This window comes from Pediococcus pentosaceus (genome assembly GCF_001437285.1).
Lineage (GTDB): Bacteria > Bacillota > Bacilli > Lactobacillales > Lactobacillaceae > Pediococcus > Pediococcus pentosaceus.
Map to the genome: position 1 here is coordinate 176,640 of NZ_JQBF01000001.1, position 26,695 is coordinate 203,334.

A 26,695-nucleotide genomic window follows, 5' to 3' on the forward strand; every position below is an offset into this window, starting at 1 on the left:
AAATTTAAAAGATGTAAAGACTGTGATGAAAGATTTGAAGGATGGTTTAGAGCTATTCGTCAAAGAGCTACGCTTCAATTGTGGCGACTAAATTTTAAGAGATTAACTTGTTAGTTACCACATTGAAAAATAGACTTCCTTTTGGAACAGTCTTTTTTATTCGGATCAGGAGTTAGATTATGAAAAAATTATACACGATGCTGATTGCGTTTTTAATGATGATGACGAGTTTTGCGCCAGCGCTAGCTGCTGAAAATAACGAATCAGTTATTGAAGCAACCACTAGTAATATCACTGCTAAATCAGCGATTGCAGTTGATGAAAACACAGGCCAGATTCTATATAGCAAGGATGAAAACACAGTTCGTCCGATTGCCTCAATGTCGAAGATTGTGGCAGCTTACCTCATCATGAAGAGCGTTAAAGAGGGCCAAATGCATTGGAATCAAAAAGTGTCTATCAATAAGAGCTTGGAAGAAGTTAGTAACAACAGTGAATTAACCAACGTTCCGCTTTCTTCCAATCAAACCTACACAGTGCGTAACTTGTTAGATGCATCATTAATTTATTCAGCTAACGCGGCAATTTTAGCTTTAGGAAAAGCCCAAGCAGGAACTTCGGAAAAATTTGTCAATGAAATGCGGGCAATCGTGAAAAAATGGGGTATTAAAGATGCAAAATTGTACAACGCGGCGGGATTATTAGAAAGTCAAGTTGGTAGTGAAAAGTACCCTGGCACATCTGGAAATATAGAAAACGAAATGTCTGCTAAAGATATGGCAATCGTAATTTCCCATGTCTTAAAAGAATTCCCTGAGATTCTAAATATCACTAAAATCCAAAAAACAACTTTTAATACTGGAAAAGAAGAACTTGAAATTACTAATCATAATGAACTACTAAAAGGCGCGGAACAGTATGAAACAAAATACCAAATTGATGGTCTAAAAACAGGTACATCAGATAAAGCCGGAGAGGATTTTTCTGCCACCGGTAAAATTAAAGGTCACCGAGTAATCAGTGTCGTATTAGGTTCCAGTGAAAATCGACGTTTCACAGATACCAAAACGATTTGGAATGCGTTGATGACTAAGTTGGCCGTTTTAAGTTCCAATTTAAAGAATCAAGCCTCTGTTAAAATTAACTCAGCTAAAGTTGCGGATGTTAAATTAGAACTGGCCCAACCGCTAGATTACTGGGTTCCAAAAGGTCGGAGCGAAAAACTGCATGTCAATGCAATTAAATTAAATGATCCAAAACAAAAAGCACCCATTAAACATTCTAAGGTAATTGCGACGGCGAATGTTAAAGGCAATCAGGACCAATTCCTTGAAAATGGTAAAGGTGTACATGTGAAATTGAAACCAACTCAAGATGTGAAAAAAGCTAATATTTTTGTTCGTTTGGGGCGTTCTATAGCTGATTGGTTTAGTTAAAGGACGCGATTAAAGAGGGATATTTAGTGGCTTTACTATTAAAATTTTATTTAGCGTGTTAGAATTAATTCGTATGCTTTGCAAAAAATTAATGTATTCTTTTTATATCTAGTTTTTTTGGAGGACAAACTTTGAAACAAATTAAAACGGAGGCGCGCTGGAAAGAAACATTTAAAGTAGCGTGGCCACTTTGTTTAAGTTACACGCCGATTGGGCTAGCATGTGGAATTCTATTACATGCTGCTGGTTTCAATACGTTACTCACTGGATTAGTTTCCTTAGTTATTTTTTCAGGTGGGGCCCAATTTTTGATTGCGCAAATGTTAACAGTTAACGCTCCTATCCTGACGATTGTTTTGATGCTCTTCTTCCTAGAGTTAAGATACGCATTGCTAGGTTCAAGTTTATCGAAATATCTACAAGGTGAGAGTCGTAGTTCGATTTTTACATTTGCTCTTTCCTTGAATGACGAAAACTACGCTGTAAACTATTTAAAATTTGCAACAGATAAACACTGGACCCCTAATGATGCTCGCCAAGTTGAGCACTGGTCACTCCTTTTTTGGACCGTTTCTAATATTGTGGGTTCATTGATTGGTAGTGTGCTTAGTATTAATCTAACTGTAGTTGATTTTGCTTTGACCGCCTTATTTATCTATATGATTGTGATGCAAATTAAATCTCGACTTTCATTGCTGATTTGTATCTTTTCAGGTGCCCTTGCTGCAGTATGTATGATTATAACTAAGAGTACCTTAGGTCTCGTGGCATCAACTTTGATCGCGTCATTTACTGGATTTTTAATCGAAGAGTTACTAGTAAAAAAACGACCAGCGAGTGCATTATTACAAGATATTGGTTCACGTAAAGGTGGTCCAATCATCGAAGAAATCGAAAAAAAAGAGTCAGATATTCTTTAATTTGGTAGGAGAAATCACGCATGGAGTACAGTTCATTAGATCATCTATTGATTATTATTCTCGGTTTCTTTGTGGCGTTTGCTCCACGTTATTTACCACTACTATTCTTTTCAAAGCGCCAAATCCCAGAGTGGTTTAACGATTGGATGAAGTACGTACCAATTTCGTTATTTACGGCATTGGTTGTCAAAGGAATCTTTATTTCAAGCAAATATACGTTAGTTACTAGTGGAAATCTTGCCTTGATTATTGGTGGGCTAGTTGTTATTCTAATTGCCTATTGGACGCGCTCAATGGCGATGTCAGTTATTGTAGGGCTCGTAACAGTAATGATTTTAACGTTAATAATTTAATAATAAATATTGTAAAATGCAATTTTAAACACGCTCATTCGTTGAAATGAGCGTGTTTTTTATATAGCTTATAGGTTGAACGATTAATACAAAAAAGATTCATGCTGAAGGCTAACTATTGTCTTCGGCATGAATCTTTTTTTATTTTTCATACATGTAGTCACGAGTCATTGGGAGAACGCGTCCGCTAGCACCTTTAGTGAGGAGATATTGAATGACATCAATATTACCTGATTCAAATGATGCTGAACATGCTTGGAGATATAAATCCCACATGCGCACAAACCGTTCATCAAACATTTCTTGAACTTCAGCACGATGCTTATTGAAGTTCACGTCCCATATTTCAGTTGTCCGTTGGTAATGACGACGTAGTGGTTCCATATCGTCAATTTGAAGACCACTATTAATGATATGATCGATATTTTCAACTAGTCCGGGAACATATCCACCAGGGAAAATCCATTTGTTTAACCAACCATTGTTGGCGCCACCTTGTTGACGAGTAATGCCGTGGATTAAAGCTACTCCATCATTTTTAAGGTATTTTGCTACATTTTCAAAGTAAATTCCGAGATTTTCTTTACCAACATGTTCAAACATACCTACACTAGTGATGTAATCAAATTTAGCATCACCCAGTTCACGATAATCTTGAAGACGAACTTCAGCTACTCCTTCGAGCCCTTCGTCCTTGATACGTTGATTAACTAGATTGTACTGTTCTTTGCTTAATGTTACTCCAACCACCTTAAGATCAAACTCTTTAGCAGCTGTGAGCATTAAAGTTCCCCAGCCACAACCAATATCAAGCAAGGTTTTACCACGTTGGGGATGAAGTTTACGAATAATGTGACGAACCTTGTTCATTTGAGCTTGTTCAAGGGTATCTTGATCACTTTCAAAATAAGCACACGAATAAGTCAGGGTAGGGTCAAGCCAAAGACGGTAGAAGTCGTTACCAATATCATAATGATTTTGGACGTCCTCCATACTTTCTTTTTCATTATGTCCTTGTCTAGGGAGAAAATGAATAAATTTCTTATTATGGAAGAAACTATCGGCATTTTCATATGCCGATGTGATTAGTTGTTGTAAACTACCTTCGACGGTGATGGTACCGTCCATGTAGGCCTCACCTAGTGCAATCGAAGCATTCTTTAGAATAGCTTTAACTGGGATGGCCTTATTAAAGGTTATGGTGACTTGAGGATCCCCCGTTCCATATACTGCAGAACTTCCATCCCAGTAATTGACGCGTACTGGAATGTTAAATGTCCGCTTTAAAAACGATTTGTAAAATTGTTTCTCAAGCATTGTGTCAGATCCTTTCTAAAATAAAAGAGTTATATTACTGTTATAAACTTTGTTGACATTTTTTTCAAATGTGAAGCATTATATTCAAGACTAAGCAGTAAGTTAAATGCTATTTACGTGGTATAATAAATCAGATATGTAAAGGAGGTTAGGCAATGAAAAAATGGATTTGGGCAGTGTTAATTTTTCTGGTCGCCGGTGTTGTTGGCGGATATGCAGTCGCTCATTATCACGAAGAACAAGTACAGTATGAGCGCAATATCACGAATGGAAAAACAGCAATTGATCAGACCAATTACACTGCAGCTAAAAACTATTTTTCACGAGCCATAACCATTAGGAAAGATGACCAACAAGCTGCTAATTTACTGGCACAAACGAAAATGTATATGCGAGCAAGTTCTGAATTTAAGAGTAATGAATTTACTAGTGCGCGTGGGGATTATCAAACTGTGCTCACCTATAAAAAGGCTTCGGCCACTTTAAAGCAGCGGAGCGAAACTAAAGTTAAATTAATTGATAAAATTAAGCAGAATGTTAAAAAATTCAATAAAAAATTAACGGCAGCTAAGCAAAAAAATGAAGCTTGGGATTTTTACGGATCTAATGCAATCATTGATGGGCTCTTAAGCGATAAAGAATTTTCAAAAGAGTATTACAAGACGATTTATGATCAAGCCCTAGTGCTTCAGCGTTTTAATAACGCTGGAATTGTAGCGGATCAAAATTCATTTAATACGGATACGACGCCGGATAATAACGAGAATAGTATGGAAACGGGATCGGGCCAACAGGGTCTACCACGTTATGGCGGGCCAATTCCGTCATCTACAGCTGTGCCAGATAAAACGGTTCCTAGTAAGCAAAATAGTAGTAAAAGCGTTACTAAAAAAACAGCTAAGTCTAATGCAAAAGAGTCATCCAGCAGTAGTGCAACGGAGAACAGTTCTACAAAAAAAATGAACAGACTGGTAGTTCGTCTAAAGCTGAATCCTCTAAGACAAAATCAAGGTCAACCGAAAATGAAGATATTCCTATAAGTGATACCATTGAAGAATAGTTTTTAGCTAGTTAATCGGCTTTTTGTGGAAACTTCTTCATTTTCAGTTTGTACTAATTGCTCAAAAATTGTAAAATTATAATGTTAGAAATTTAATTCAAGAAAGAGGTATTTAAACGATATGGCAAAATTAGTTTTGATCCGTCATGGACAAAGTCAATGGAACTTATCAAACCAATTTACTGGTTGGGTTGATGTAGATCTTAGTGACGAAGGTGTTAAACAAGCACAAAACGCTGGTAAGTTAATCAAGGAAGCTGGTATCGAATTCGATCAAGCTTACACATCAGTATTAACTCGTGCCATCAAGACTTTGCACTATGCTTTGGAAGGTTCAGACCAACTATGGATTCCTGAAACAAAGACATGGCGCTTAAACGAACGTCATTATGGTGCTCTTCAAGGCCAAAACAAGGCTGAAGCAGCTGAAAAATGGGGCGATGACCAAGTTCACACATGGCGTCGTTCATACGACGTTCTCCCTCCACTATTGGATGCAGATGATGAAGGTTCAGCAGCAAACGATCGTCGTTACGCTAACTTAGACCCACGTATCATTCCTGGTGGTGAAAACCTTAAGGTTACTCTTGAACGTGTTATTCCTTTCTGGGAAGACGAAATTGCTCCTAAGTTAATCGATGGCAAGAACGTTATTATTGCTGCACATGGTAACTCACTACGTGCATTGAGCAAGTACATCGAAAATATCTCTGATGAAGATATTATTAATCTTGAAATGGCTACTGGTGAACCAGTTGTCTACGACTTCAACGAAAAGCTTGAAGTACAAAGCAAAACAAAGCTTAACTAATTTTAGTTAAGTTCAAGAAGTCTCAATTCGGTTTGAATTGGGACTTTTTTGTTTACTAATATTTTTGTTGCATTTGCACCTATTTTGATAGATAATAAGCAAGGATAACTCATAAAGGAGGAATTAATGATGCAAGCATTGAAAATTGATGAAGAAATTTGGCAAATGTTTCCAGAGGCGCGTTTTGAAGTTTTGGTGGTTAAAGGGATTAATAACCAATCTAAAGCTGATGAATATTATCAGGAATTATTAGATAGTGCAATAGAAAAATCACAAAAGTATATTGCTAATGATGTTTTTCGAGATAATCCAGTCGTTAGTGAGTGGCGGACTGCTTTTACTAAATTTAAAAAGAAAAAAGGGGCGCGGGCTTCAATTGAAGCACTTTTGAAACGCGTGTCTCAAGGGAAATCATTAAGTCCGATTAATCCATTGGTAGACATCTATAATAGTATTTCATTGGAATACGGGGTTCCTTGTGGCGGAGAAGACTTACAAAAAATGGATGGAACCATGCATCTAGGAGTGGCAAAGGGAGGAGAAAGTTTTCGTCCTTTAGGCTCAGATGAAGATGAACCAGCTTTACCTGGGGAAGTAATCTATTATGACGCAACTGGTGCGATTTGTCGTTGTTTTAATTGGCGTGAAGCCCAGAGAACGATGTTAACTGAAGATACAACTGATGCTGTCATGGTGATTGAAGCAATTAATGCCGATCAAGCTCAACGTGCGAAATCAGCCATTGAAAAATTAAAAGAACTAGTTGAAAGCAAATTGAATGCGACTGGTGAGCATTTTACGTTGCAAGCTCAATAGAAATTAAATCAAATGATGTTTTGCTCAATCCAGTTGATAAAGCTTGAGAAGATAAGTCGTCTCTCCAACGCATTATTCGTATCTTTTGTATAATGGCAGTAGATTAAGTTAATAATGGAGGCGGAATATGAAAATTTTTGTAGTTGGTTCAACTGGTCGAGTTGCAGAAAATCTAATTAAGGATTTGGTTAGCGATGGTCATGAAGTAGTAGCTGGAGCCAGAAAGATTGAACGGGTAATTGAGTTAGAACATGTCACTCCAGTGCATTTTGATTTACATGACGATGTAGATGAAATGACCAAAAGCATTAAGGATGTGGACGCAGTTTATTTTGTAGCAGGTTCTCGGGGAAAGGACCTTTTGCAGACAGATGCCTTTGGAGCAGTAAAAGTTATGCAAGCTGCAGAAAAAAATGGAATTAAACGATTTATCATGCTCAGCTCAATGTTTTCATTAGAACCCCAGGAATGGCATCGGGAAGGATTAGCAGATTTAACTGATTATAATATCGCTAAGTTCTTTGCCGATAATTATTTAATTTCTAATACCAAATTAGATTATACTATTTTACAACCTGCTAGCCTTACTGAAGAAAAAGGTACTGGAAAAGTATCCATCAACGGTAGTGGTAAGCAAAATGCTATTCCAAACGTTGCTCAGGTTTTGGCAGCCTTACTTAAACATGATAATACAATCAAAAAAGTTATCCGGATGAGTGATGGTGACCAAAATATTGACGACGCACTAACGGAACTTTAATTAACAAATTTACAAAATAAATAGGGTTACGACGTATTTAAATATGTCGTAACCCTATTTTTATTGAATCAGGATGTAGATAGTCTAAATCACTTCATTCTGAGAGATTTTTATAATAAAATAAAGGTTTCTTTCATTAATAGAAACAAATAAAACTAATTAACGCTAAAAATTATACCGCTTAGGCAATATCATATATAATGCAATGCTTTTTTAGGGTACACCCTAAAAAAACAATTAATTACCTTATATTTTTAAATATATCACTAGAATAGTTCAGCGCCTAAACTAAGTATAGCTCAAAATGCTTATCGTTAAAATAACTTTTTTATACGATATAGTTTTTGAGCATTCTTACGAAAAAATGATTCCTAGATTTCATTTTTAATCCGATAAATAAGCGTCCGACTGGTTCCGGTTTTTTGACTAATACTGGTAACTTTTTGACCAGCATTTAACATTTCGACGATTTCAAAATACGTTTTTCGGCGTGCTTGATTTTTAACATCTGGTCCAAAAAGAATTGGACGTCCTTTATAAACCCCCCGCTTTTTGGCCAATTCGATTCCCTGACGTTGTCGAATCCGAATTCGCTTTCTTTCCGACTCTGCCTGGAATTTCTTTGTCTCGATAAAAATATTTCTCAAGAAATTACGCATGTTTGCATCATCAATATCATCAAAAGTGGGCAAATCCAAAATAACTAATTTGGCCCCCTTTAAATAAACTTCCATAAAAATGTGAGTAAGATATTCATTGTTTCTTCCTAAACGTTCCATCTCGATAACGTAGAGTTCGTCGCCCGGTTTAAGGCGTTTTAAAACCTTCATCAATTCCGGACGTTCATTGATTGCTCCAGATATTTTTTCCTCGTAAATACGATCCATTCCAACTTCTTTTAAACGTTGTAGTTGACGTGCCAAGTTTTGGTCCTGCGAGCTTACCCGAGCATAACCATATTTCATAAATAAAACCTCCTAGATTTTAGACCTTTAAATGTCTGTTTTTTAGGGTGTGTACCTTCAAAATACAACTTCATGTGTATTTTGGCTTAAATAATGCACACCCTGATGAGGAGGTTGGTCATGAAAATTCGGATTGATATAACTAATAAAAGATTTGGTAAGTTAGTTGCCAAGTATCCTTCTGGCAAAGCTAAAAATGGTAATACAATCTGGCATTGCGTATGTGATTGTGGTAATGAAACAGATGTGGAGTTACAGCATTTGAAGGTAGGTAGCACTAAAAGCTGCGGTAGTTGCTCACGGGTTAGATATGATCTAACTGGGCAACAATTTAGTAGATTAAAAGTTTTGCGAGTTGCATCAAAGAAGAGTGCCGCAGGTAACACCTTTTTGGTTTGTGAGTGTACATGTGGAAACATTATTGAAGCGGATGGTTATCGCCTACGTCGTGGTAGCGTACGTAGTTGTGGATGCTTACGAAAAGAAAAAGCAGCCTATCAAATCCGAGCTAATCAAGCGACTTTAGCTAGGATGGGAAATATTGATGCGTTAAAAGATGTTAATGGAAATCCCATTCAGTCCATTAAAATTGGGGCTAGAAATACCAGCGGTGTAATCGGTGTGTCATTTGATAACCACGCTCAAAGATGGTTAGCTAGGATGATGGTTAAGGGTAGTTTAGTTTTAAATTCAAGTTTTGCTGACTTTGAAGACGCTGTTCAGGCCCGAAAGGAAGCAGAAAAGAAATATCTAAATTCGAAAGCTAGTGTGTAAACAAAAAATGGATTGAAACCTTCATGATGTTGGAGGCTTCAATCCGTTTTTTAATTTAATTTTTGATTGTAAAGATCAATGCGGGGTTCAAAATGATTAGTTTCATCTAGATGAATTTGATTTAAAGTAACGTTGCCAATCTTACCAAATTGGGCAGGACTGACGTGGAGTAAGGCAGCAAAGAGAGCTCGCGTAGTCATTCCGTGACAAATGAGTAGGATTGATGCAGTCGGATATTTTTGCTTCAATTCATCTAAAAAGCCTGTTACGCGGTTAACCAGCTCATCGTAACTTTCTGAATTGGGTGCATAATCGGAATACTTCTCATTAAACATCCCCATTTGATTGAAAATTTCAGGATATTGTTCAAAAATTGCGTCTTCGGCAGTTCCATCCCAGTCTCCAAAATTCATTTCAGTTAAACGTTCATCAAAATTAATCGCTGAAGCTTGGTCACCTAAGAGTAATTCGGCCGTTTGTTTAGCCCGACGCATGGGACTGGAGAAAACTTGATCAAATTGATTCCAGTCAAAAGCACGTTGAGCCTCTTGGGCTAACTCGATTCCAGCTTCTGAAAGATCAACATCAGAACCAGCCCCCGAAATTAATCCGCGACCGTTATCGCTACTAATACTATGTCGTACAATTGTTAAATCCACTGTTTAAGTCACCGCCGTTTTTGTTTGTTAATACGCTTACATTTACGATGATACCATAACTTAGACATTGAGAGTATTTTTCTATTTTAGATATGTTTTGTTTAAAATTAATTTCAATAAAAAACTTTTTTACGTCTCAAAGTTTATTGCGTTAGTCAAATAAGTTAAGTATAATGGGTTTTCGCTGGTTATTTACAGCGTGAATTATTACTAGGGTGAAAGATAATGTACAAACGGATTGTGTTTTATACTGGTAAAACGATTTATTTTACACTTTTATTACATTTGAATGTTAATGCACTTCTTTAAGGTGTATAGAGTGTATCATGATATAGGGTGGAAAATTTTATTTTGAGTTTAAATAATAGGTGAAATTATGAAAAAATATGGGATTTTGATTCCAGCTTTAAATCCGGACCAAAAGTTAATTAAATTGGTCCATGAATTATTAAATAATGTGATTAATTTTGATGCGCTAGTATTGGTTGATGATGGCAGTGCGGTCACGAACCAAGCTGTTTTTAAAGAACTTGAGGAAATTGGAGAACAGCGAATTCATGTTTTACATCATCAACATAATGAAGGAAAAGGCGCGGCGTTGAAAAATGTTTTCCGTTATATCCGCAACTATTTTCCAGAAATCGAAGGGATTGCGACAATGGATTCAGACGGACAACATACCGTGGGAGCTTTAAGCTCATGTATGGAGAAGTTCGAAGAAAATCCCACAGACTTGATTATTGGAGTTCGTAAATTTACTAATGAAATTCCCGCACGAAGTCAATTCGGAAATGTCTTAACAAGTAAATTAGTGAAGTTGTTAACTCACCAGAATATCTCAGATACACAAACAGGTCTAAGAATTATTCCTCACCAATATGTAGATCAGTTAATTGAATTTCCTGGAGACCGTTTTGAGTTCGAATTTGATATGTTGCTTCAGGCGCGTAAATACGATGTAAAAGTGATTGAGCAACCCATTCCAACCATTTATTTGGATGGTAATAAGTCATCTCATTTTCGAGTGGTTCGAGACTCGCTTGCAATCTATGCCCGTTTCTTTAAATTTGCAGGGAGCGGAATTATTTCTTTTATTGTTGATATTGCGCTTTTTGAAGGAATTATCCTACTAATGGGAAACCATGTGTTAGATAGTATTATCCTAGCAACAGTTATTTCTAGAGCACTTTCAGCGGTAGTTAATTATACGCTGAATCATCGCGTTGTTTTTAATGGAGGTGGGCGGCAAACTTTCATTAAATACGGGGCTTTATTTATAGTGCAGATGATTCTTTCAGGTTATCTAACGGACTTAGTTACCAATTGGTTACCACATAATGGAAATAGCATTGCCCCCATGTTGGCTAAAATGATGGTTGACTTCACATTATTTATCATTAGTTACCAAATTCAAAAAGACTTTATTTTCAAAAAAGATACTGAGGTAAATTATGCCAAAAATCAAGAAAGTTAGTTATATTTTAGCGATTGTTTTATCAGTAATTTATCTGTTGTGGCGCATATTTTTTACTATTCCATGGCACGCGCACATATTCACTTTGATTTTTGCTTTATTGCTAGTAGGGAGTGAAATCTTTTCTAGTTTTACTGCTTATGTATTGATTATCTTTAGATTAATCCGAGCAGATAAGACCCAAAAACTAGAAATTCCTAAGTTTAATTTGCAACAGCCGATTCCTAAAATTGACGTAATTATTGTTACGCATAACGAAGAAGTTTCGTTGCTAAGAAAAACAGTCAATGCAGCAACCTTTATGGATTATCCTGATAAAAGTAAAGTTAATATCGTAATTGCAGATGACGGGAATCGTCCAGAAGTACGAGAACTAGCTAAAGAATATCAGGTTAACTATGTGACGATGGAAAAAAATAAACATGCTAAAGCGGGGAATATTAATAATGCGCTGGAACAGTTAGATGCACCTCTATTTGCTATTTTTGATGCAGATATGATGCCTTTTTCTAATTTTTTAACTAGTAGTGTCCCATTTTTTACAGAAAATTTTGCGGAATTGGAAGAGGATCCAGATCATACTAAGCCAATTGGGTTTGTTCAGACTCCTCAAAGTTTTTATAATGCGGATATTTTTCAATTTAATCTCTTTTTGCAAGATGCTGTAGTAAATGAACAGGACTTCTTTTCGCGGGATGTCAATGTGTTAAATGGTTCTAACGGACATGCCTTGTTTACGGGATCAAACGCAGTTTTTTTGCGAGAAATTGTTGATAAAGTTGGAGGATTTCCAACGGATACGATTACAGAAGATTTTGAGTTAGGAACAAAGATTAACAGTGAAGGTTACATTAGTATTGCTACTCGTGAACCCGTTTCAAGTGGAATCACACCAGTTGATATTAAGAGTGTTATTAAGCAAAGAACTCGCTGGGCTCGAGGAGTTATTCAGAGTTGCAGAAACATGCATATCTTTACTAATCCGAAGATTACCTTACTTAATCGAATTATTTTGATTAATACATGGCTTTATTGGTGGTCATTTTCTAGACGGTTAATTTATATTGCAGCTCCGTTATTGTATGCGTTATTCAAAGTTCAAGCTGTTAATGCTAATTTCTGGATTTTAATGATTGTTTGGGCCCCAGGATACTTCTTATTGCATTTTGTTTTGGGAGATACTTCCAGCAATATCAGAAACGAACGCTGGGGGGAAACCCAGGAAACTTTCTTTGCTCCATATTTGTTTATTCCAGTTATTTTGGAATCAATTGGGATCAAAGCTAAGAAATTTAAGGTAACAGATAAAAATGTTAAATTTTCGATTGTGGATAAACTCTACATTATTCCATATTTTGTTATGTGGGCTTTAACCTTATTAGCGATTGTGAAGTTCAATTATGGAAAATGGGGATCAGAAATCATTGTCGGAAGTGTTATCACTTTCTGGTTAGTAATGCACTTTATTAACCTAAGCTTCTGTTTATTTATTTCCATGAAACGTGATATCAATCGTAAGAGTGAACGGTTTGTTCGGCATGCTAAAGGTAAAATTATGGTAAATGGCGAATGGGCTAAGTTTAAAACCCGTGATGTTTCAGATGGTGGTTTTTCATTTGAATTTGTTAATAAGGACTTACGCCTAAAAATGAACGATCAAGTCGAAGGAATTATTTATCACGAAAACTTTCCGATTAAGTTTAAATGTACTGTTGCTCGAGCGGTAGATACGGAACCGATTTGGTATGGGGTGGTAGTCAAAATTGATAAGAAAGAAGATCAAGATCATTATCTTCAGTTAATTTACGATGGGGAGAATCAATTCTTATCAAAAGAGCAAGACCACTGGATGACGCCTTTTGATGAACTTCATTTAAATGTTATTCTAAGAATGAAAGAATTAGAAAGAAATGCTACTCAATTTATGAGACAACGGTAATTAGTTTAAGAAATTGTAGGTGTATTTTATGTCAATATCGGGATTAATCGTCTTTATCATGGCCCAAATTGGATATACTGGGATGGTTCGCATGGCAGGTGTGAATAAATACATGTCCTGGATTACATCGATGGTAATTCAAACGTTGCTATTGTATGTTTTGGCGATGCTAAATTGGTTAAAATTTGGACTAAAAGCAGTCGTTATTTTAGGCTGCATTTTTGTAGTAGTTCGAATTGGATCAATTATTTTCCGAGTGGGAAAGTTACCTTTTGAAGGTATCCATTATTTTGATGTTTGGATGATTGTTATCGGAATTATTATGGGACGCATCTTATTTGCCAGCCCGTTGATTCACTATGATAATTATTCACATTGGGCATTAATCATAAAATACCTCCTATTTCAAGGTCATTTGCCAGTTGCGGCAGATACCATTATTTCGTTTACTTCTTATCCACCGGCGACGGCTTTATTCATTACTCAGTTTGTATCATGGGTAGGTTTTAGTGATGGTGCTATGTTACTAGGACAGTTTTTATTGATTTGGGCCAGTATTTACGGAATATTTGCGGTTTTACGGGATCGAACTCGTTCAACCAACTCATTTGTAATCTGTTTTGCTGTTTCAATTATTAATATTTTTAATATTTCAATTCGAATGAATAATTTATTAGTTGATTTTGTCCTTCCGGTAGTCGCCGCCGCAGGATTTGCGGGAGTTTATGCTTACCGTCGCTCGCCTTGGTTGCAGTGTGCTACAGCGTCTTTATTTAGTGCGGAACTTTTACTGATTAAAAATTCTGGAACGATGTATGTAGTGATGCTAGGCTGTTATTTGTTGTATTCTTTAGTTACCAATGGACAAGGTCAACGCTGGAAACGCCTGGGTAAAGGCATCAGCCAAACCGTCGTGACAATGGGACTAGGCTATTTACCATTCTTCTGGTGGAATCAGCATGTGCATGCAACTTTCAGCGCTGTGTCAAAACATCAAATTAGTACAGATGCGTACAAGAGTCAGTTAGCCCATGAAAGTTCAGCCGTAATTGCTAAAATTGGAAGTAAATTTTTACATCAGATTTTGAGTTTTAACTCGCTATCGACGCGTGGAGTATTACTTATTAACGTCGGTCTACTCGGAGCTTGGATTATTATTCGCTGGTTTTTACGTAAAAAGAATAACCTGCTAAAAAGTTTAATAGCTATTGATATCAGTTTTATCGCCTATTACATCAGTGTATTTGCGATGTATATTGTTTCAATGCCCTATGCAGAAGCAATCCTGTTAGATGGATCTGAACGCTATCTTTCAAGCATGGTGATTCTAAACCTGCTATTAGCGACTATGGTGCTGGTTGTAGCGATGGACCGAGCTAGTTTTGAAGAAGATGTTAGTAAACGAGGAATCCGATCTTTCAGTAATGTTATTACCAAAAATGTTTATCAGTTATCATCATTGGTTTTAATGTTGTTTGCCTCCATTTTGATGTTTTCTGAAATTAACGGAATTAAGTACAATAACACCTTAGGTAAAGAACAATTGCCGGTACAATTAAAACAAATAGCTCAGCAGAGTACTCAGTACAATCATCAGAAAATTCTATTAGTTGACCCACATTTTAATGATGTAAATAATTATTACGCGGGTTATGTGGGACGTTATTATTTCTTTTCCGATCAAGTTGTTGGACAGGAAAACTTCATGATGTCTCAAGCGGAGTTCAAAAACACCATTAAACAGTATGATTATGTGGTGTTACCTGAATGGCATCGAACATTTACGACCATGCTGGAAAAAACGTACCATCAGGATTATAAAACGGGGTTATTTAAAGTCACCAAAGATGGTTTACAAAAAGTAAATAAAATTAATGTTTAAGAGTAAGCTGAAAATGACAAGTGAATTGTGATTTTCAGCTTTTTTAGTACTTTAAGTATAATAAGAGGAATAGAAGTAGATTAATAATAGAACTAAGCGTGGTGAAAAAATGAAACGAAGGGATAAAATTCAGCGGATTATCTTATTTGCGCTGATTACAAGCGGTTTGAGTTGGTGGGTGGTATCTTTCCTACCCGATGTTTTTACGTTCAACTGGTGGGTTGTAGGGGCGGTTAATGCTCTGTATGTTTTTTATGTGTTAGGGAGATGAAAACAAATTATAGGTGACAAAACCTAGAGTTGCGAAGCATGATAAATCCACATTGCAACAATCTTGGTTCAAATTTTTGGATTTTTCCAGACTAACATAAACTAAAAAATTCAGGTAGGGGATACAAGGTTGATGTGTATAAATTATTTTATCTATGAAGACAATTCAGTATAAGGAAATAGTGAAATAATTAGCCTTAAAACCGAATCTTAGTTGCCACTCTTATTAATTAATATGGTATAGTAGTTATGGTTTTTGAAAAGAGCGCTCCGTTAGAAAAATAAAAACTAACAATTCATTGGTGGATTGATCCATTTTTTTGCTTTCTTATAAAAATGGATCAATTTTATGGTGGAGAGTTTATTTCAAGTTACCGAATTTCTAAACCAATAGAAAAGAGGGACTCAATATGTCAGAAAAACTTGATGAAGTAGATAGTAAGAGCCTGGACGAGATTAATGGTAGTATCAAGGTACTTAAGAATGCAGGCTTTTGGAAGACGCTGATGGCGTACTCCGGACCCGGATTTTTAATTGCGGTTGGTTATATGGATCCAGGTAACTGGATTACATCAATTGCGGGTGGGGCGCAATTTAGATATACGCTCCTTTCAGTTATTTTGCTTTCTAGTTTAATCGCGATGCTTTTACAGGCAATGTCAGCGAGACTAGGAATTGTAACTGGAAAAGATTTAGCACAGTTAACGCGTGAACGAACGAGTAAAAGAGTTGGATTCTTGCTGTGGATTGTCGCTGAATTAGCGATTATGGCTACAGATATTGCCGAAATTATTGGATCTGGAATTGCATTGGAGCTGTTATTCCATATTCCATTAATTATTGGTATTTTGATTACAGCGGCAGATGTTTTGATATTGCTGCTATTAATGAAGCTCGGTTTTAGAAAAATCGAAGCAATTGTTGCAACCTTAGTTGCTGTTATTTTAATTGTTTTTGCGTACGAAGTACTGCTTTCTGATCCAAGTATTTCAGGGATTATCAAAGGGTATGTACCTTCAGTTGAGATTTTAGGTAATAACTCAATGTTGTATCTGTCACTAGGAATTGTCGGTGCGACAGTTATGCCCCATGATTTGTATCTGGGTTCTTCAATTTCACAAACTCGTGAAGTGGACCGAAAAGATCGGGAAAATGTCGCTCAAGCAATTCGTTTTTCAACGATTGACTCTAATATGCAACTATTCTTAGCTTTCATTGTTAATAGTTTACTGTTGATTTTGGGAGCGGCCTTATTCTATGGAACGGATAGTTCACTAGGACGTTTCGTTGATTTGTTTAATGCTTTAAGTAATAACCAAATCGTTGGGGCCATTGCTAGCCCAGTACTTAGTATGCTATTTGCTGTAGCCTTACTTGCTTCTGGACAAAGCTCAACAATTACCGGAACATTATCTGGTCAGATTATCATGGAAGGATTCATTCGACTACGTGTCCCATTGTGGGTACAACGCTTGGTGACTCGAGTCCTTTCTGTGGCACCAGTTTTGATTTTTGCCATTTATTACCACGGTGATGAAGCTAAAATTGAAAACTTACTAACGTTCTCGCAAGTATTCTTAAGTGTGGCTTTACCGTTTGCGGTAATTCCTCTGGTTATATATACAAGCAGTAAAAAGTTGATGGGTGAATTTGCTAATCGAGCATGGGTAAAATGGTGTGCTTGGACTGCAACAATTGTCTTGATTTTGTTAAATATATATTTAATCCTTCAAACGCTAGGTTTAATCAAATAAGACCTGATATATAAGCGTTTAATTAACTTAAATTGAACTTCAAAGTTTGTTTCAAAGATACTCATTTCTAAACGAAATGGGTATTTTTTTATCTTATGGTGTAAACTAAAAATATAAAAAATAACTGTCTAGGTATTGGTGTGAAAAAATGGAAACAAAAAAGATAACGATTAAAGATGTTGCTAGACAATCAGGAGTTTCAATCTCGACGGTTTCGCAAATCTTAAATGGAAATGAAGCTCGGTTTAGTTCACTTACGGTAAAAAAGGTAATTCAGGCAAAAAAAGATTTAAATTATGAGCCCGATTACTTTGCTCGTCGAATGATTATGAAAAAAAGTAAAACGATTGGTGTTTTAGTACCCGATATTACCAATCCATTTTTTAGTGAATTAGTTCGTGGAATTGAAAATATCTTTTATCAAAAGGGATTTATAACTATGCTTTGTAACGCAGATCTTGACCAGGAAAAAGAAGATGCTTACTTAGCTGAATTGAGTCGACGTGGGGTTGATGGGTTTATTATTGCTAGTTCAGTAATTTCAAATGAATCTATTAATGCCACCTTAAAAGCTAAAAATCATCCATTTATTGTTCTTGATCAGAAAAAGGCTGATGGAATTAGTGACGCCGTTTTAACAGATGATTTTTCAGGTGGAGCTCAAGCCGCTCAACATTTGAAAGATTTAGGGCATCAAAAAATTGCCATAGTCATGCCGACTAATGCACCTGAAAATGTTTGTGGTCGTTTAGCTGGAGTACGTTCTGTATATGAAGAAAAACAAATTGAAATTATCGATGCCCAGCTATCAAAAATTGGCGGTCGGGAAGCCGTTGCTAAAATTTTAGCAACGGATGTTACCGGAATATTTGCGGTCAATGACGAAATTGCCTTAGGAATTTATTTGGGATTAGCCGAAGCTGGTAAGCAGATTCCTGAAGATTATAGTGTGATTGGCTACGATAATATTGATATGTGTGAATATATGGTTCCCAAACTGACCACTATTGCACAACCTATTTTTGAGTTAGGTCAGACAACAGCTAACATGCTGCTTGAAAGAATTGAAACTCCTGATAAGAACTGGGAAGAGAAGACTTTACCCGTTCACTTAGTGAAAAGATTTTCCACAGCACATTTGATTTAATAGAATCAATGTGCTATATTTTTGATATGCTATTAAAACGTTTTCATAAAACGTTTTAAACAAGTAAAAAGATAATCGAAAACGGAGGAATCCATCATGAACACTGTAACAATTATTGGGAGCATTAACTTAGACCGTACTATCCGAGTAAAACAAATGCCAAAACCAGGTGAAACCATGCATACGAAAGAAATTTTTTCAGCTGGCGGCGGAAAGGGAGCTAACCAAGCTGTAGCTGCTAAGCGTTCTGAAGCTAAGACAAACTTTATTGGTGCAGTTGGTAATGACGATGCTGGTCGTGCAATGTTAGAATTATTGGAACATGAAAATATTGATATGAGCGGAATTGAAACTTTAGATAACCAATCTACAGGACAAGCATACATAGTAGTAGATGACGCTGGTGAAAATCAAATCATGATTCATGCGGGTGCTAATACTGCATTTACTCCAGAATATGTCCAGTCTAAAGCTGATTTAATCAAAAATAGTGATTTCATTATTGCTCAATTTGAAAGTTCTTTAGATTCAGTTACGGAAGCCTTTAAGATTGCTCGTGAAGCAGGCGTTAAAACAATCTTGAATCCTGCTCCAGCGGTTGAAAAAGTTCCTAGTGATTTATTAGCAGTAACGGATATGATCATTCCTAATGAAACTGAAACTGAAATTTTAACCGGAATCGAAGTAACAGATGAAGCAAGTATGAAGAAAGCTTCTAAAGCATTACATGATGAAGGAATTGAAGCAGTTTTGATTACCATTGGTAGCAAAGGAACCTTCTACGATGTTAATGGTAAAAGTGGAATTATCCCCGCATTTAAGGTAAAGGCTGTTGATACAACTTCCGCTGGAGATACATTCATTGGAGCAATGAGCACCGTTTTGAATAAAGACTTTAGTAACTTAGAAGATGCCATCTTATATGGTAATAAAGCTTCATCCCTAACTGTACAACGCTTTGGTGCTCAACCATCAATCCCTTACAAAAAAGAATTGGAAAAATAGGAGGAAATAACAATGAAGAAAACTAAAATGATTAACTCAGATATGTCACGGGTAATTGCTCAAATGGGTCACTTTGATAAATTAAGTATCGGTGATGCTGGAATGCCCGTTCCAATGGGCACAGAAAAGATTGATTTGGCAGTAGATAATGGAATTCCTAGTTTCATGCAAGTTTTAACTAACGTTTTAGAAGAACTTGAAGTTCAAAGAATTTATCTAGCAGAAGAAATTAAGACCGAAAATCCTAAGATGCTAGAAAATATTAAAGCTTTAATGCCTGAAACACCAATTACTTTTATGCCACATTCAGATATGAAAAAAGATTTGAATAATTGCCACGCATTTGTTCGTACTGGTGAAATGACTCCTTATTCTAATATTATTTTAGAAAGTGGCGTTGTATTTTAAATTTAGCAATTTCGTCAATTAATTAAGGAGGAATTACATGAACACGACAGCGTTATTAATCGGACTTGGACCACTATTAGGTTGGGGATTATTTCCAACAATTGCATCTAAATTCGGTGGACGTCCGGTAAATCAGATTGTAGGTACAGCTTTTGGAACATTTATCTTTGCTTTTGTTTTTGCTCTAATCAAAGGATTAGCCTTACCAACTGGAATGGACTTGGTTTTTACCGTTATTTCAGGGATTGGTTGGGCCAGCGCTCAAATTATTACATTTAAGTGCTTTGCAATGATTGGATCTTCACGGGCCATGCCTATTACTACCGCTTTCCAACTGTTAGGTGCTTCATTATGGGGTGTGATTGCTCTAGGAAATTGGCCTGGAGTTACGGCTAAAATTATTGGTGCAGTTGCGCTAGTCTTGATTATTATTGGTGCTTCACTCACGGTCTGGTCAGAACATAAGTCTAAAGAAAATACCCAATTGATTACTAAAGCAGTCGCTTGGTTGGCTGTAGGTGAAATTGGTTATTGGGCATATTCTGCCGCTCCTCAAGCTACATCAGTCGATGGAATGCATGCATTCTTACCTCAAGCAATTGGTATGGTAATCGTTGGTGTAGTATATGCAATCTTCCTCTCAATGCGAGGTGAAAAATCAGCATTAACTGAAGCAGTATCTTACCGCCAAATCTGGTCTGGTTTCTTCTTTGCTTTTGCTGCACTCACATATTTAATTTCAGCTCAACCAAACATGAACGGCTTGGCCACTGGATTTATTCTTTCACAAACTTCAGTGGTTCTAGCTACCTTAACTGGAATTTGGTTCCTAGGTCAAAAGAAGACGCCAAAAGAAATGGCAGTAACCATTGGTGGATTAGTATTAATCTTAGTTGCTGCAACAATTACAGTCATGATTTAATAAAAAATAATTTGTTTTAAAAAGTTTGCAACACGTTCTGATATTAGGAACGTGTTTTTTGTATTCACTCGAATTAGTCCAAAAAGAAACAGCATTTCACAGTTGAAATGCTGTTTCTTTTTATGCGTGCTGTTCGTTTTTCTGAATAAATAATTTCCAAAAAAGATAAGCCAAACTCCACATTAATATGAACCCAATTACCAGACCATAGCCCAGCCAATTTAAATCAATCGATTGAATCCATGTGATGAAACTAGAATTAACGTGGGTAAAGTCAGCAAAGACGTTGCCTAACTCGACTAAACCAATTAAGAAAGCTGCAATGACTGAAACAAAAGTAACGGTTAAATTGTAGTAAGCCTTACGCTTAGGAGTATCAAATGCCCATGTGTAGGCACCTGACATCATCACGGAATCGGTTGTATCCATCACGTTCATTCCGGCGGCAAATAAAACTGGGAGGGCGATGATTCCGGCTACCGATACGTTTGATTGAGCAGCCGTTGCCGATAGTGCAATCAAGGCAATTTCAGTGGCGGTGTCAAAGCCTAAACCAAATAGGAATCCAATTGGATACATCTGCCAAGCATGAACGATTTTCTTGAATAAAGGAGAAACTAAGTTAGCAATAAAACCTCTAGATAGCAGTAAATCGTTTAATTCTTGTTCATCAAGACCGGATTTTACTAATCTCAGTGATTTATAAAGTTTGATTAAGACCATTAAATTAAAAAAGGCGATTAAAATAAGAAAACTACCGGATACAATCGTACCGATTTTTCCACCAATGGCTTCTAGAATGGGTAGCTTAACTTGGGCCCATTTAGCAGAAATACTAACGACTAAAGCCATTAGAAATACAACAGTAGAGTGGCCTAATGAGAAGAAAAATCCGACTCCATAAGGTTGCTTCTTTTGGTGAATTAATAAACGAACGGTATTATCAATCGCAGCTATATGATCGGCATCAAAGGCATGGCGTAGTCCAAGAGTGTAGGCTAACGCACCTAATCCCAAGAAACTAGGATGTTTTTGAGCAGCAACTAATAGTAAGATAATGCCCAAAATATGGATAGCCAAGCTGGCTGCGTAATATGGAAGTGCTCCATAAAATAATTTCTTTTTCATAGTGATATCTCCCCAAACTTTTAAATTGTAAATTCACGTAAATAATTTTCATCGTAAATAAAAATTTTCTGATTCTTGATATCAATTACGTGTTGTTCTTTTAAATCATGAATAATTCGATTAACGCTGTTTCTAGTTGAAATCCCACAGAAATTGGCGATTTCTTCGTTAGTAATGGGAAAATCAATCAAGATACCAGTCGCTCCACGCCTACCAAAAATATCAATTAACTTATAGATAAAGGCGCAGACGGCACCTTTCTTACCGTTCATAGTCATCCATTGTAACGATTTTATATTTTGGGTTAATTTAATTCGATAGTAGTCACGCACGTAATCTTGTAAATGAGTATCGTGATTAACATAATCCCAAAATGTTTTACGCGGGATGCGATAAAAAATAGCTTCGTCAGATTCAATACGCACGTTCAAAGGCGAAGCCGTATAGGCAGAAATTTCATCTCTCAAAAGCGAAACAATATCAGTCGAATTTATATAAGAAAGGTTAAATTCTCGACCATTCTTTAAAATGATGCTGGTTTTGACAATTCCCTTTTTCAAGACATATGTATAACCTTCTTCTAAACCATGATAGGTCAGATAGGAATGTTTTGTTTTGGTAATTGTAGAAACCTGTTTATTCTCTAAAAAGTCAATTAAATAGCTAGTGTTCATTTTTTAACTCTCCATATGTCTAAAAGTAAATAATATGTACAGACATCTATTATCATAAGAAAAAATTGTGAGAAGTGTAACAAATGTTATACCCAAATGTGATACCCGGTCGATTTTACATAGCCTAATATATTGTCTAGCGCCAAAAATAAGGGAGTGTGTATTAAGTTATGGTACAAATTGACCTACCGTACGATAAAAGAAATATTACTGCTAATATTCCAGACAAAAATTTTGCTGGATTATTAGAATCTAAAGCTGAAAGTTTCCAGAATCCGTTAAGTGAAAAGGAAACTGTTGAAAAATCAATGGACAATCCCATTGGAAGTCCCAGCTTAGAAGAACTTGCAAAGGGAAAGAAGAACATTGTTCTTATTAGTTCTGATCATACTCGACCAGTACCTTCGCATATAATTACACCTATTATTTTACGTCGAATCCGTTCGGTAGCTCCAGATGCAAGAATTCGAATCCTCGTGGCAACCGGTTTTCATCGTCCATCTACTAAAGAAGAACTTATTAATAAATATGGTTCAGAAATTGTAGAGAACGAAGAAATCGTAATGCATTTTTCAACAGACGATGATTCAATGGTAAAAATTGGACAACTACCTTCTGGTGGAGATTGCATTATCAATAAAGTCGCTGCTGAAGCCGATTTGTTACTAGCAGAAGGGTTTATTGAATCTCACTTTTTTGCTGGTTTCTCTGGTGGTAGAAAAGCTGTTTTACCTGGTATTGCATCATATAAAACAATTATGGCTAACCACTCTGGCGAATTTATTAACTCTAATAAAGCCCGTACGGGTAATTTAATGCATAACCCAATTCATAAGGATATGGTTTATGCAGCTCGCACCGCAAAATTGGCTTTCATTGTCAACGTTGTTTTAGATGGTGATAAGAAAATCATCGGTTCATTTGCAGGTGATGTTGAAGCAGCTCATAAAGTTGGTTGTGATTTTGTTAAAGAATTAGCTAGTGTTAAGAAGGTTCCTAGCGATATTGCTATTTCAACCAATGGTGGTTTTCCCCTTGATCAAAATATCTATCAAGCCGTAAAGGGAATGACCGCTGCTGAAGCAACTAATAAAGAAGGCGGCGTAATCATTATGGTTGCCGGCTCTAGTGATGGACATGGTGGAGAAGGTTTCTATCATAATTTAGCTGATGTAGACGATCCAAAAGAATTTTTAGATCAAGCAATTAACACACCAAGATTAGAAACTGTTCCTGATCAATGGACTTCACAAATTTTAGCACGTATTTTGGTTCATCATCATGTTATTTATGTTTCTGATTTGGTAGATCCTGAATTAATCCGCAGTATGCACATGGATTTAGCAACAACATTTGATGAAGCATTGCAAAAAGCCTTTGAAATTGAAGGCAGTGAAGCTAAAGTAACCGTTATTCGTGATGGATTATCGGTAATCGTTGAATAATAGACTAAGAGGCTAAACAAAGATGAATGTAACTAAAATACTACAATCCGTTAAAAACGAAGAACTATCAATATCAGAAGCAGCTAAGCAATTATCTGGGTTTTCTGAACTCGGTTTTGCCAAAGTGGATACACAACGTAAAGCCCGAAACGGCTATCCAGAAGTAATCTACGGGGAAGGCAAAACGGTTGAGCAAATTGTAGCGATAACCGAAGATCTTTTAACCGAAGGCAAGGCAATTCTATCGACGCGAGTTTCTGCTGAAAAAGCGGTAGTTTTAGAGCAGAAATTTCCTGACGGAATCTATCATAAAGACGCGCGGTGTTTTGTTTTAAATCCATCTAGCAAATTAACAGATGGATACATTGCTATTGTAACTGCGGGTACTTCTGATATTGGAGTGGCCGAAGAGGCAGCTATCACAGCTGAAACTTTTGGCAATTCTGTCAAGCGAATCTATGACGTTGGTGTCGCTGGAATTCATCGGTTATTTGTTAACTTAGACGACATCAAAAATGCTTCAGTAGTTATTGTGATTGCTGGAATGGAAGGTGCTTTAGTCAGCGTAGTCGGTGGCTTAGTGGACAAGCCGGTAATTGCGGTTCCCACCAGTGTAGGTTATGGAACTAACTTAGACGGAATCACGGCGTTATTTAGCATGTTGAATAGTTGTTCATCTGGGGTAAGTGTTGTCAACATTGATAATGGTTTTGGGGCAGCTTATAACGCTAGCATTATCAATAAAATCAGAGAAGGAGAATAATTTTTATGCGAGCTTTATATTTAGAACCATTCTCTGGTCTAAGTGGAGATATGCTTAATGGACTTCTTTTGGATCTTGGGGGTAATTTAGATTTATTAAAGGAAGAATTAAGTAAATTTACGCTTGAAGACTATACAATTCAAGTTGAAAGAACTAATAAAAGTAGTATTTTTGGGATGGATTTCGATGTTCAAATTGCTCACCAGCATAAAGATACTGGAATAAAAGGCGATTTTGACCACCACGACCACCATGAACATTCACACCATGGTCATCACCACCATCATCATGAAAGTCGTGGATTGACTGAAATTCTGGGCTTGATTGAAAGTAGTGATCTTTCTGGCATAGTCAAAAAGCACAGCAGCAATGTTTTCAAAGATATTGCTAAAGCGGAAGCAGCTGTACATAATGCGGATGTTAATAAAATCCATTTTCATGAAATTGGAGCTGTGGACTCGATTGTAGATATCATTAGTTTCTTCATTCTTTGGGAGCAATTAAAAATCGATAAGGTTTATTCGACATCGATTACTGAAGGGAGTGGCACGATTCACGTTGCACATGGAGAAATGCCAGTTCCAGTTCCAGCAGTAATGCAATTACGCAAAAATTATCCATTAAAAATCGTTCAAGATTTTGATATTAAAACGGAATTGGTAACTCCTACGGGATTAGCTTTGTTTAAAGAAATCGCCCCAGAATTTACGGCCCCAGAAAACATGTACTTTAGTCAGGTGGGTTATGGTTTTGGAAAACGAGAAACAGGAAAATTTAATGCCTTACGGGGTTCATTGCTAACTGTGGAACACAGTAATCAGGAAGTAAAAACTAATCATGACGACATCATCAAAATTGAAGCTAATTTAGACGATCAAACTCCAGAGCAAATTGGATATGCTATGGATATCTTGTTAGAACATGGAGCTCTAGATGTTTTTTGTTCATCAATCCAGATGAAGAAAAATCGGCCAGCTATTTTGCTAAATGTTTTGGTGAAACCTGAAGCCTTTGACGAAATCAGTTATTTAATTTTCAAGCATACCAATACAGCAGGTTTTCGTTATCAGGGCATGCAACGTCGGATTATGAAAAGAGAATTTAAAGAAGTTCAATTCGAAAATGAAAATTTACGAATTAAAAAATATCAATATCAAGATATTGAAAAATTTAAACCAGAATTTGATGACTGCGAAAAAATAGCAACTAAAAATGATTGGTCATTACAAGCAACATATAAAAAAATACAGAATTTATATTAAGTAGATAACAAAGGAGTTTAATTTAATGGTAAATCATCTATTAGCCGAATTTATGGGAACAGCCCTTATGATAATTTTTGGTGTGGGAGTTCATTGTGACGAAGTTTTAAAGAAAACTAAATATGCCGGTTCAGGTCACTTATTTGCAATTACAACTTGGGCATTTGGTATTTCAGTTGTGTTATTTATTTTTGGTGGCGTATGTATTAACCCTGCTATGGCGCTTACTCAAGCGATTTTAGGTATGATTCCTTGGAGTTACTTTATTCCTTATACAATCGCCGAAGTATTGGGTGGTGTAGTTGGAGCGGTGATCGTTTACATTATGTATGCTGATCACTTTAAAGAATCAGAAGGTTCAATTGATCCAATCGCAATTAGAAATATTTTCTCAACTAATCCTAACTTACGTAATTTACCACGTAACTATTTTGTTGAAACATTCGCTACATTCGTTTTCCTAACATCAATTCTAGCAATCGTTCATGGTTACGATTCAATGTCACCAATAGCCGTGGGACTCTTAGTATGGGCCATTGGTATGGGACTTGGAGGTACGACAGGATTCGCGATGAACCAAGCTCGTGACTTGGGACCGCGCTTAGCATTCCAATTACTTCCTATTAAAAATAAAGCTAATAATGATTGGCAATATGGTCTAATTGTTCCAGGAACTGCACCATTTGTTGGTTCAATTTTGGCAGCAGCTTTTGTTAGATTTTACTTACACATTTACTAAAAAAATCGATAA

At 36.3% G+C, this 26,695-nt stretch carries 25 protein-coding genes; 20 read left to right on the top strand and 5 right to left on the bottom strand.

All coding sequences use genetic code 11. The features are described from left to right. The first annotated feature begins 179 nt into the window (after positions 1 to 179). From IV86_RS00835 to IV86_RS00845, 3 genes are all read left to right on the top strand, one after another. On the top strand, positions 180 to 1,436 hold the full coding sequence (locus IV86_RS00835) for a serine hydrolase (protein WP_002834112.1): 1,257 nt from the start codon (positions 180 to 182) through the stop codon (positions 1,434 to 1,436). Positions 1,437 to 1,567: 131 nt separating this feature from the next. Beyond that, positions 1,568 to 2,356 carry an AzlC family ABC transporter permease gene (locus IV86_RS00840; protein ID WP_002834111.1) on the top strand — a complete coding sequence of 263 codons (789 nt, stop codon included), beginning with the start codon at positions 1,568 to 1,570 and terminating at the stop codon, positions 2,354 to 2,356. Positions 2,357 to 2,376: 20 nt separating this feature from the next. After that, positions 2,377 to 2,709, top strand: coding sequence for an AzlD domain-containing protein (locus IV86_RS00845; RefSeq protein WP_002834110.1), 333 nt, complete (start codon positions 2,377 to 2,379; stop codon positions 2,707 to 2,709). A 141-nt stretch (positions 2,710 to 2,850) separates the two neighbouring features. Here IV86_RS00845 and IV86_RS00850 read toward each other — a convergent pair whose 3' ends face one another. Then, on the bottom strand, positions 2,851 to 4,026 hold the full coding sequence (locus IV86_RS00850) for an SAM-dependent methyltransferase (protein WP_002834109.1): 1,176 nt from the start codon (positions 4,024 to 4,026) through the stop codon (positions 2,851 to 2,853). 155 nt (positions 4,027 to 4,181) lie between these two features. Between IV86_RS00850 and IV86_RS00855 the strand changes: the two genes are divergently transcribed. The 4 genes from IV86_RS00855 to IV86_RS00870 all read left to right on the top strand — a co-directional run bounded on the left by IV86_RS00855 (position 4,182) and on the right by IV86_RS00870 (position 7,473). Next, positions 4,182 to 5,066, top strand: coding sequence for a hypothetical protein (locus IV86_RS00855; RefSeq protein ID WP_186823852.1), 885 nt, complete (start codon positions 4,182 to 4,184; stop codon positions 5,064 to 5,066). Positions 5,067 to 5,207: 141 nt separating this feature from the next. Beyond that, positions 5,208 to 5,897 (top strand): 2,3-diphosphoglycerate-dependent phosphoglycerate mutase, encoded by a 690-nt coding sequence (locus IV86_RS00860; RefSeq protein ID WP_002834107.1) that lies wholly within the window; start codon positions 5,208 to 5,210, stop codon positions 5,895 to 5,897. A 129-nt stretch (positions 5,898 to 6,026) separates the two neighbouring features. After that, positions 6,027 to 6,713: a B3/B4 domain-containing protein gene (locus IV86_RS00865; protein WP_056979291.1), complete on the top strand. Its 687-nt coding sequence runs from the start codon at positions 6,027 to 6,029 to the stop codon at positions 6,711 to 6,713. Between the two features lie 127 nt (positions 6,714 to 6,840). Continuing rightward, positions 6,841 to 7,473, top strand: a complete 633-nt coding sequence (locus IV86_RS00870) for an SDR family oxidoreductase (protein ID WP_002834104.1) — start codon at positions 6,841 to 6,843, stop codon at positions 7,471 to 7,473. Between the two features lie 371 nt (positions 7,474 to 7,844). Here IV86_RS00870 and IV86_RS00875 read toward each other — a convergent pair whose 3' ends face one another. Beyond that, complete coding sequence (locus IV86_RS00875) at positions 7,845 to 8,438, bottom strand: recombinase family protein (protein WP_002834651.1); 594 nt, start codon at positions 8,436 to 8,438, stop codon at positions 7,845 to 7,847. Positions 8,439 to 8,558: 120 nt separating this feature from the next. Between IV86_RS00875 and IV86_RS00880 the strand changes: the two genes are divergently transcribed. Continuing rightward, entirely contained in the window at positions 8,559 to 9,212 is a 654-nt protein-coding gene (locus tag IV86_RS00880; protein WP_056979292.1) for an AP2 domain-containing protein, read from the top strand. 50 nt (positions 9,213 to 9,262) lie between these two features. Here the strand turns inward: IV86_RS00880 and IV86_RS00885 are convergent, their stop codons facing one another. After that, positions 9,263 to 9,871, bottom strand: coding sequence for a histidine phosphatase family protein (locus IV86_RS00885; protein ID WP_002832863.1), 609 nt, complete (start codon positions 9,869 to 9,871; stop codon positions 9,263 to 9,265). Between the two features lie 376 nt (positions 9,872 to 10,247). On the opposite strand from IV86_RS00885, the gene IV86_RS00890 reads away from it, so the two are divergent. The 8 genes from IV86_RS00890 to rbsU all read left to right on the top strand — a co-directional run bounded on the left by IV86_RS00890 (position 10,248) and on the right by rbsU (position 20,672). Beyond that, positions 10,248 to 11,345, top strand: coding sequence for a bifunctional glycosyltransferase family 2/GtrA family protein (locus IV86_RS00890; RefSeq protein WP_056979293.1), 1,098 nt, complete (start codon positions 10,248 to 10,250; stop codon positions 11,343 to 11,345). Further along, complete coding sequence (locus IV86_RS00895; protein WP_056979294.1) at positions 11,323 to 13,284, top strand: glycosyltransferase family 2 protein; 1,962 nt, start codon at positions 11,323 to 11,325, stop codon at positions 13,282 to 13,284. The genes IV86_RS00890 and IV86_RS00895 overlap by 23 nt, the downstream gene beginning before the upstream one ends. Before the next feature lie 28 nt (positions 13,285 to 13,312). Next, on the top strand, positions 13,313 to 15,166 hold the full coding sequence (locus IV86_RS00900) for a hypothetical protein (RefSeq protein WP_002832866.1): 1,854 nt from the start codon (positions 13,313 to 13,315) through the stop codon (positions 15,164 to 15,166). 680 nt (positions 15,167 to 15,846) lie between these two features. Continuing rightward, the gene (locus IV86_RS00905; protein ID WP_056979295.1) at positions 15,847 to 17,190 is read left to right on the top strand and encodes an Nramp family divalent metal transporter; all 1,344 of its coding nucleotides are present in this window, start codon (positions 15,847 to 15,849) and stop codon (positions 17,188 to 17,190) included. A gap of 148 nt (positions 17,191 to 17,338) precedes the next feature. Next, positions 17,339 to 18,337 carry a ribose utilization transcriptional repressor RbsR gene (gene rbsR / locus IV86_RS00910; RefSeq protein WP_029258161.1) on the top strand — a complete coding sequence of 333 codons (999 nt, stop codon included), beginning with the start codon at positions 17,339 to 17,341 and terminating at the stop codon, positions 18,335 to 18,337. A 96-nt stretch (positions 18,338 to 18,433) separates the two neighbouring features. Next, entirely contained in the window at positions 18,434 to 19,342 is a 909-nt protein-coding gene (gene rbsK, locus IV86_RS00915; RefSeq protein WP_002832871.1) for a ribokinase, read from the top strand. Between the two features lie 12 nt (positions 19,343 to 19,354). Continuing rightward, entirely contained in the window at positions 19,355 to 19,750 is a 396-nt protein-coding gene (rbsD, locus tag IV86_RS00920; RefSeq protein ID WP_002832872.1) for a D-ribose pyranase, read from the top strand. Positions 19,751 to 19,787: 37 nt separating this feature from the next. Continuing rightward, positions 19,788 to 20,672 (top strand): ribose/proton symporter RbsU, encoded by an 885-nt coding sequence (gene rbsU, locus IV86_RS00925; RefSeq protein WP_002832873.1) that lies wholly within the window; start codon positions 19,788 to 19,790, stop codon positions 20,670 to 20,672. Between the two features lie 120 nt (positions 20,673 to 20,792). Here rbsU and IV86_RS00930 read toward each other — a convergent pair whose 3' ends face one another. Beyond that, on the bottom strand, positions 20,793 to 21,800 hold the full coding sequence (locus IV86_RS00930; RefSeq protein ID WP_002832874.1) for a HoxN/HupN/NixA family nickel/cobalt transporter: 1,008 nt from the start codon (positions 21,798 to 21,800) through the stop codon (positions 20,793 to 20,795). 20 nt (positions 21,801 to 21,820) lie between these two features. Then, the gene (locus IV86_RS00935) at positions 21,821 to 22,474 is read right to left on the bottom strand and encodes a Crp/Fnr family transcriptional regulator (protein ID WP_002832876.1); all 654 of its coding nucleotides are present in this window, start codon (positions 22,472 to 22,474) and stop codon (positions 21,821 to 21,823) included. 170 nt (positions 22,475 to 22,644) lie between these two features. On the opposite strand from IV86_RS00935, the gene larA reads away from it, so the two are divergent. Genes larA through larD form a run of 4 tightly spaced genes read left to right on the top strand, consistent with a single transcriptional unit; the run spans position 22,645 to position 26,683 of the window. Then, positions 22,645 to 23,919: a nickel-dependent lactate racemase gene (gene larA, locus IV86_RS00940; RefSeq protein WP_002832877.1), complete on the top strand. Its 1,275-nt coding sequence runs from the start codon at positions 22,645 to 22,647 to the stop codon at positions 23,917 to 23,919. A gap of 22 nt (positions 23,920 to 23,941) precedes the next feature. Further along, positions 23,942 to 24,682, top strand: coding sequence for a nickel pincer cofactor biosynthesis protein LarB (gene larB / locus IV86_RS00945; protein ID WP_002832878.1), 741 nt, complete (start codon positions 23,942 to 23,944; stop codon positions 24,680 to 24,682). 5 nt (positions 24,683 to 24,687) lie between these two features. Continuing rightward, positions 24,688 to 25,944, top strand: coding sequence for a nickel pincer cofactor biosynthesis protein LarC (gene larC, locus IV86_RS00950; protein ID WP_002832879.1), 1,257 nt, complete (start codon positions 24,688 to 24,690; stop codon positions 25,942 to 25,944). 25 nt (positions 25,945 to 25,969) lie between these two features. Next, complete coding sequence (gene larD / locus IV86_RS00955; RefSeq protein WP_002832881.1) at positions 25,970 to 26,683, top strand: D/L-lactic acid transporter LarD; 714 nt, start codon at positions 25,970 to 25,972, stop codon at positions 26,681 to 26,683. The last annotated feature ends 12 nt before the right edge of the window (positions 26,684 to 26,695 follow it).

What these genes read in the sequence shown, in the direction of transcription:
- IV86_RS00835 (WP_002834112.1), top strand. Translation starts at nt 180, where the DNA reads ATGAAAAAATTATACACGATGCTGATTGCGTTTTTAATGATGATGACG.
- IV86_RS00845 (WP_002834110.1), top strand. Translation starts at nt 2,377, where the DNA reads ATGGAGTACAGTTCATTAGATCATCTATTGATTATTATTCTCGGTTTC.
- IV86_RS00850 (WP_002834109.1), bottom strand. Translation starts at nt 4,026, where the DNA reads ATGCTTGAGAAACAATTTTACAAATCGTTTTTAAAGCGGACATTTAAC.
- IV86_RS00855 (WP_186823852.1), top strand. Translation starts at nt 4,182, where the DNA reads ATGAAAAAATGGATTTGGGCAGTGTTAATTTTTCTGGTCGCCGGTGTT.
- IV86_RS00860 (WP_002834107.1), top strand. Translation starts at nt 5,208, where the DNA reads ATGGCAAAATTAGTTTTGATCCGTCATGGACAAAGTCAATGGAACTTA.
- IV86_RS00865 (WP_056979291.1), top strand. Translation starts at nt 6,027, where the DNA reads ATGCAAGCATTGAAAATTGATGAAGAAATTTGGCAAATGTTTCCAGAG.
- IV86_RS00870 (WP_002834104.1), top strand. Translation starts at nt 6,841, where the DNA reads ATGAAAATTTTTGTAGTTGGTTCAACTGGTCGAGTTGCAGAAAATCTA.
- IV86_RS00875 (WP_002834651.1), bottom strand. Translation starts at nt 8,438, where the DNA reads ATGAAATATGGTTATGCTCGGGTAAGCTCGCAGGACCAAAACTTGGCA.
- IV86_RS00880 (WP_056979292.1), top strand. Translation starts at nt 8,559, where the DNA reads ATGAAAATTCGGATTGATATAACTAATAAAAGATTTGGTAAGTTAGTT.
- IV86_RS00890 (WP_056979293.1), top strand. Translation starts at nt 10,248, where the DNA reads ATGAAAAAATATGGGATTTTGATTCCAGCTTTAAATCCGGACCAAAAG.
- IV86_RS00895 (WP_056979294.1), top strand. Translation starts at nt 11,323, where the DNA reads ATGCCAAAAATCAAGAAAGTTAGTTATATTTTAGCGATTGTTTTATCA.
- IV86_RS00900 (WP_002832866.1), top strand. Translation starts at nt 13,313, where the DNA reads ATGTCAATATCGGGATTAATCGTCTTTATCATGGCCCAAATTGGATAT.
- IV86_RS00905 (WP_056979295.1), top strand. Translation starts at nt 15,847, where the DNA reads ATGTCAGAAAAACTTGATGAAGTAGATAGTAAGAGCCTGGACGAGATT.
- rbsR (WP_029258161.1), top strand. Translation starts at nt 17,339, where the DNA reads ATGGAAACAAAAAAGATAACGATTAAAGATGTTGCTAGACAATCAGGA.
- rbsK (WP_002832871.1), top strand. Translation starts at nt 18,434, where the DNA reads ATGAACACTGTAACAATTATTGGGAGCATTAACTTAGACCGTACTATC.
- rbsD (WP_002832872.1), top strand. Translation starts at nt 19,355, where the DNA reads ATGAAGAAAACTAAAATGATTAACTCAGATATGTCACGGGTAATTGCT.
- rbsU (WP_002832873.1), top strand. Translation starts at nt 19,788, where the DNA reads ATGAACACGACAGCGTTATTAATCGGACTTGGACCACTATTAGGTTGG.
- IV86_RS00930 (WP_002832874.1), bottom strand. Translation starts at nt 21,800, where the DNA reads ATGAAAAAGAAATTATTTTATGGAGCACTTCCATATTACGCAGCCAGC.
- IV86_RS00935 (WP_002832876.1), bottom strand. Translation starts at nt 22,474, where the DNA reads ATGAACACTAGCTATTTAATTGACTTTTTAGAGAATAAACAGGTTTCT.
- larA (WP_002832877.1), top strand. Translation starts at nt 22,645, where the DNA reads ATGGTACAAATTGACCTACCGTACGATAAAAGAAATATTACTGCTAAT.
- larB (WP_002832878.1), top strand. Translation starts at nt 23,942, where the DNA reads ATGAATGTAACTAAAATACTACAATCCGTTAAAAACGAAGAACTATCA.
- larC (WP_002832879.1), top strand. Translation starts at nt 24,688, where the DNA reads ATGCGAGCTTTATATTTAGAACCATTCTCTGGTCTAAGTGGAGATATG.
- larD (WP_002832881.1), top strand. Translation starts at nt 25,970, where the DNA reads ATGGTAAATCATCTATTAGCCGAATTTATGGGAACAGCCCTTATGATA.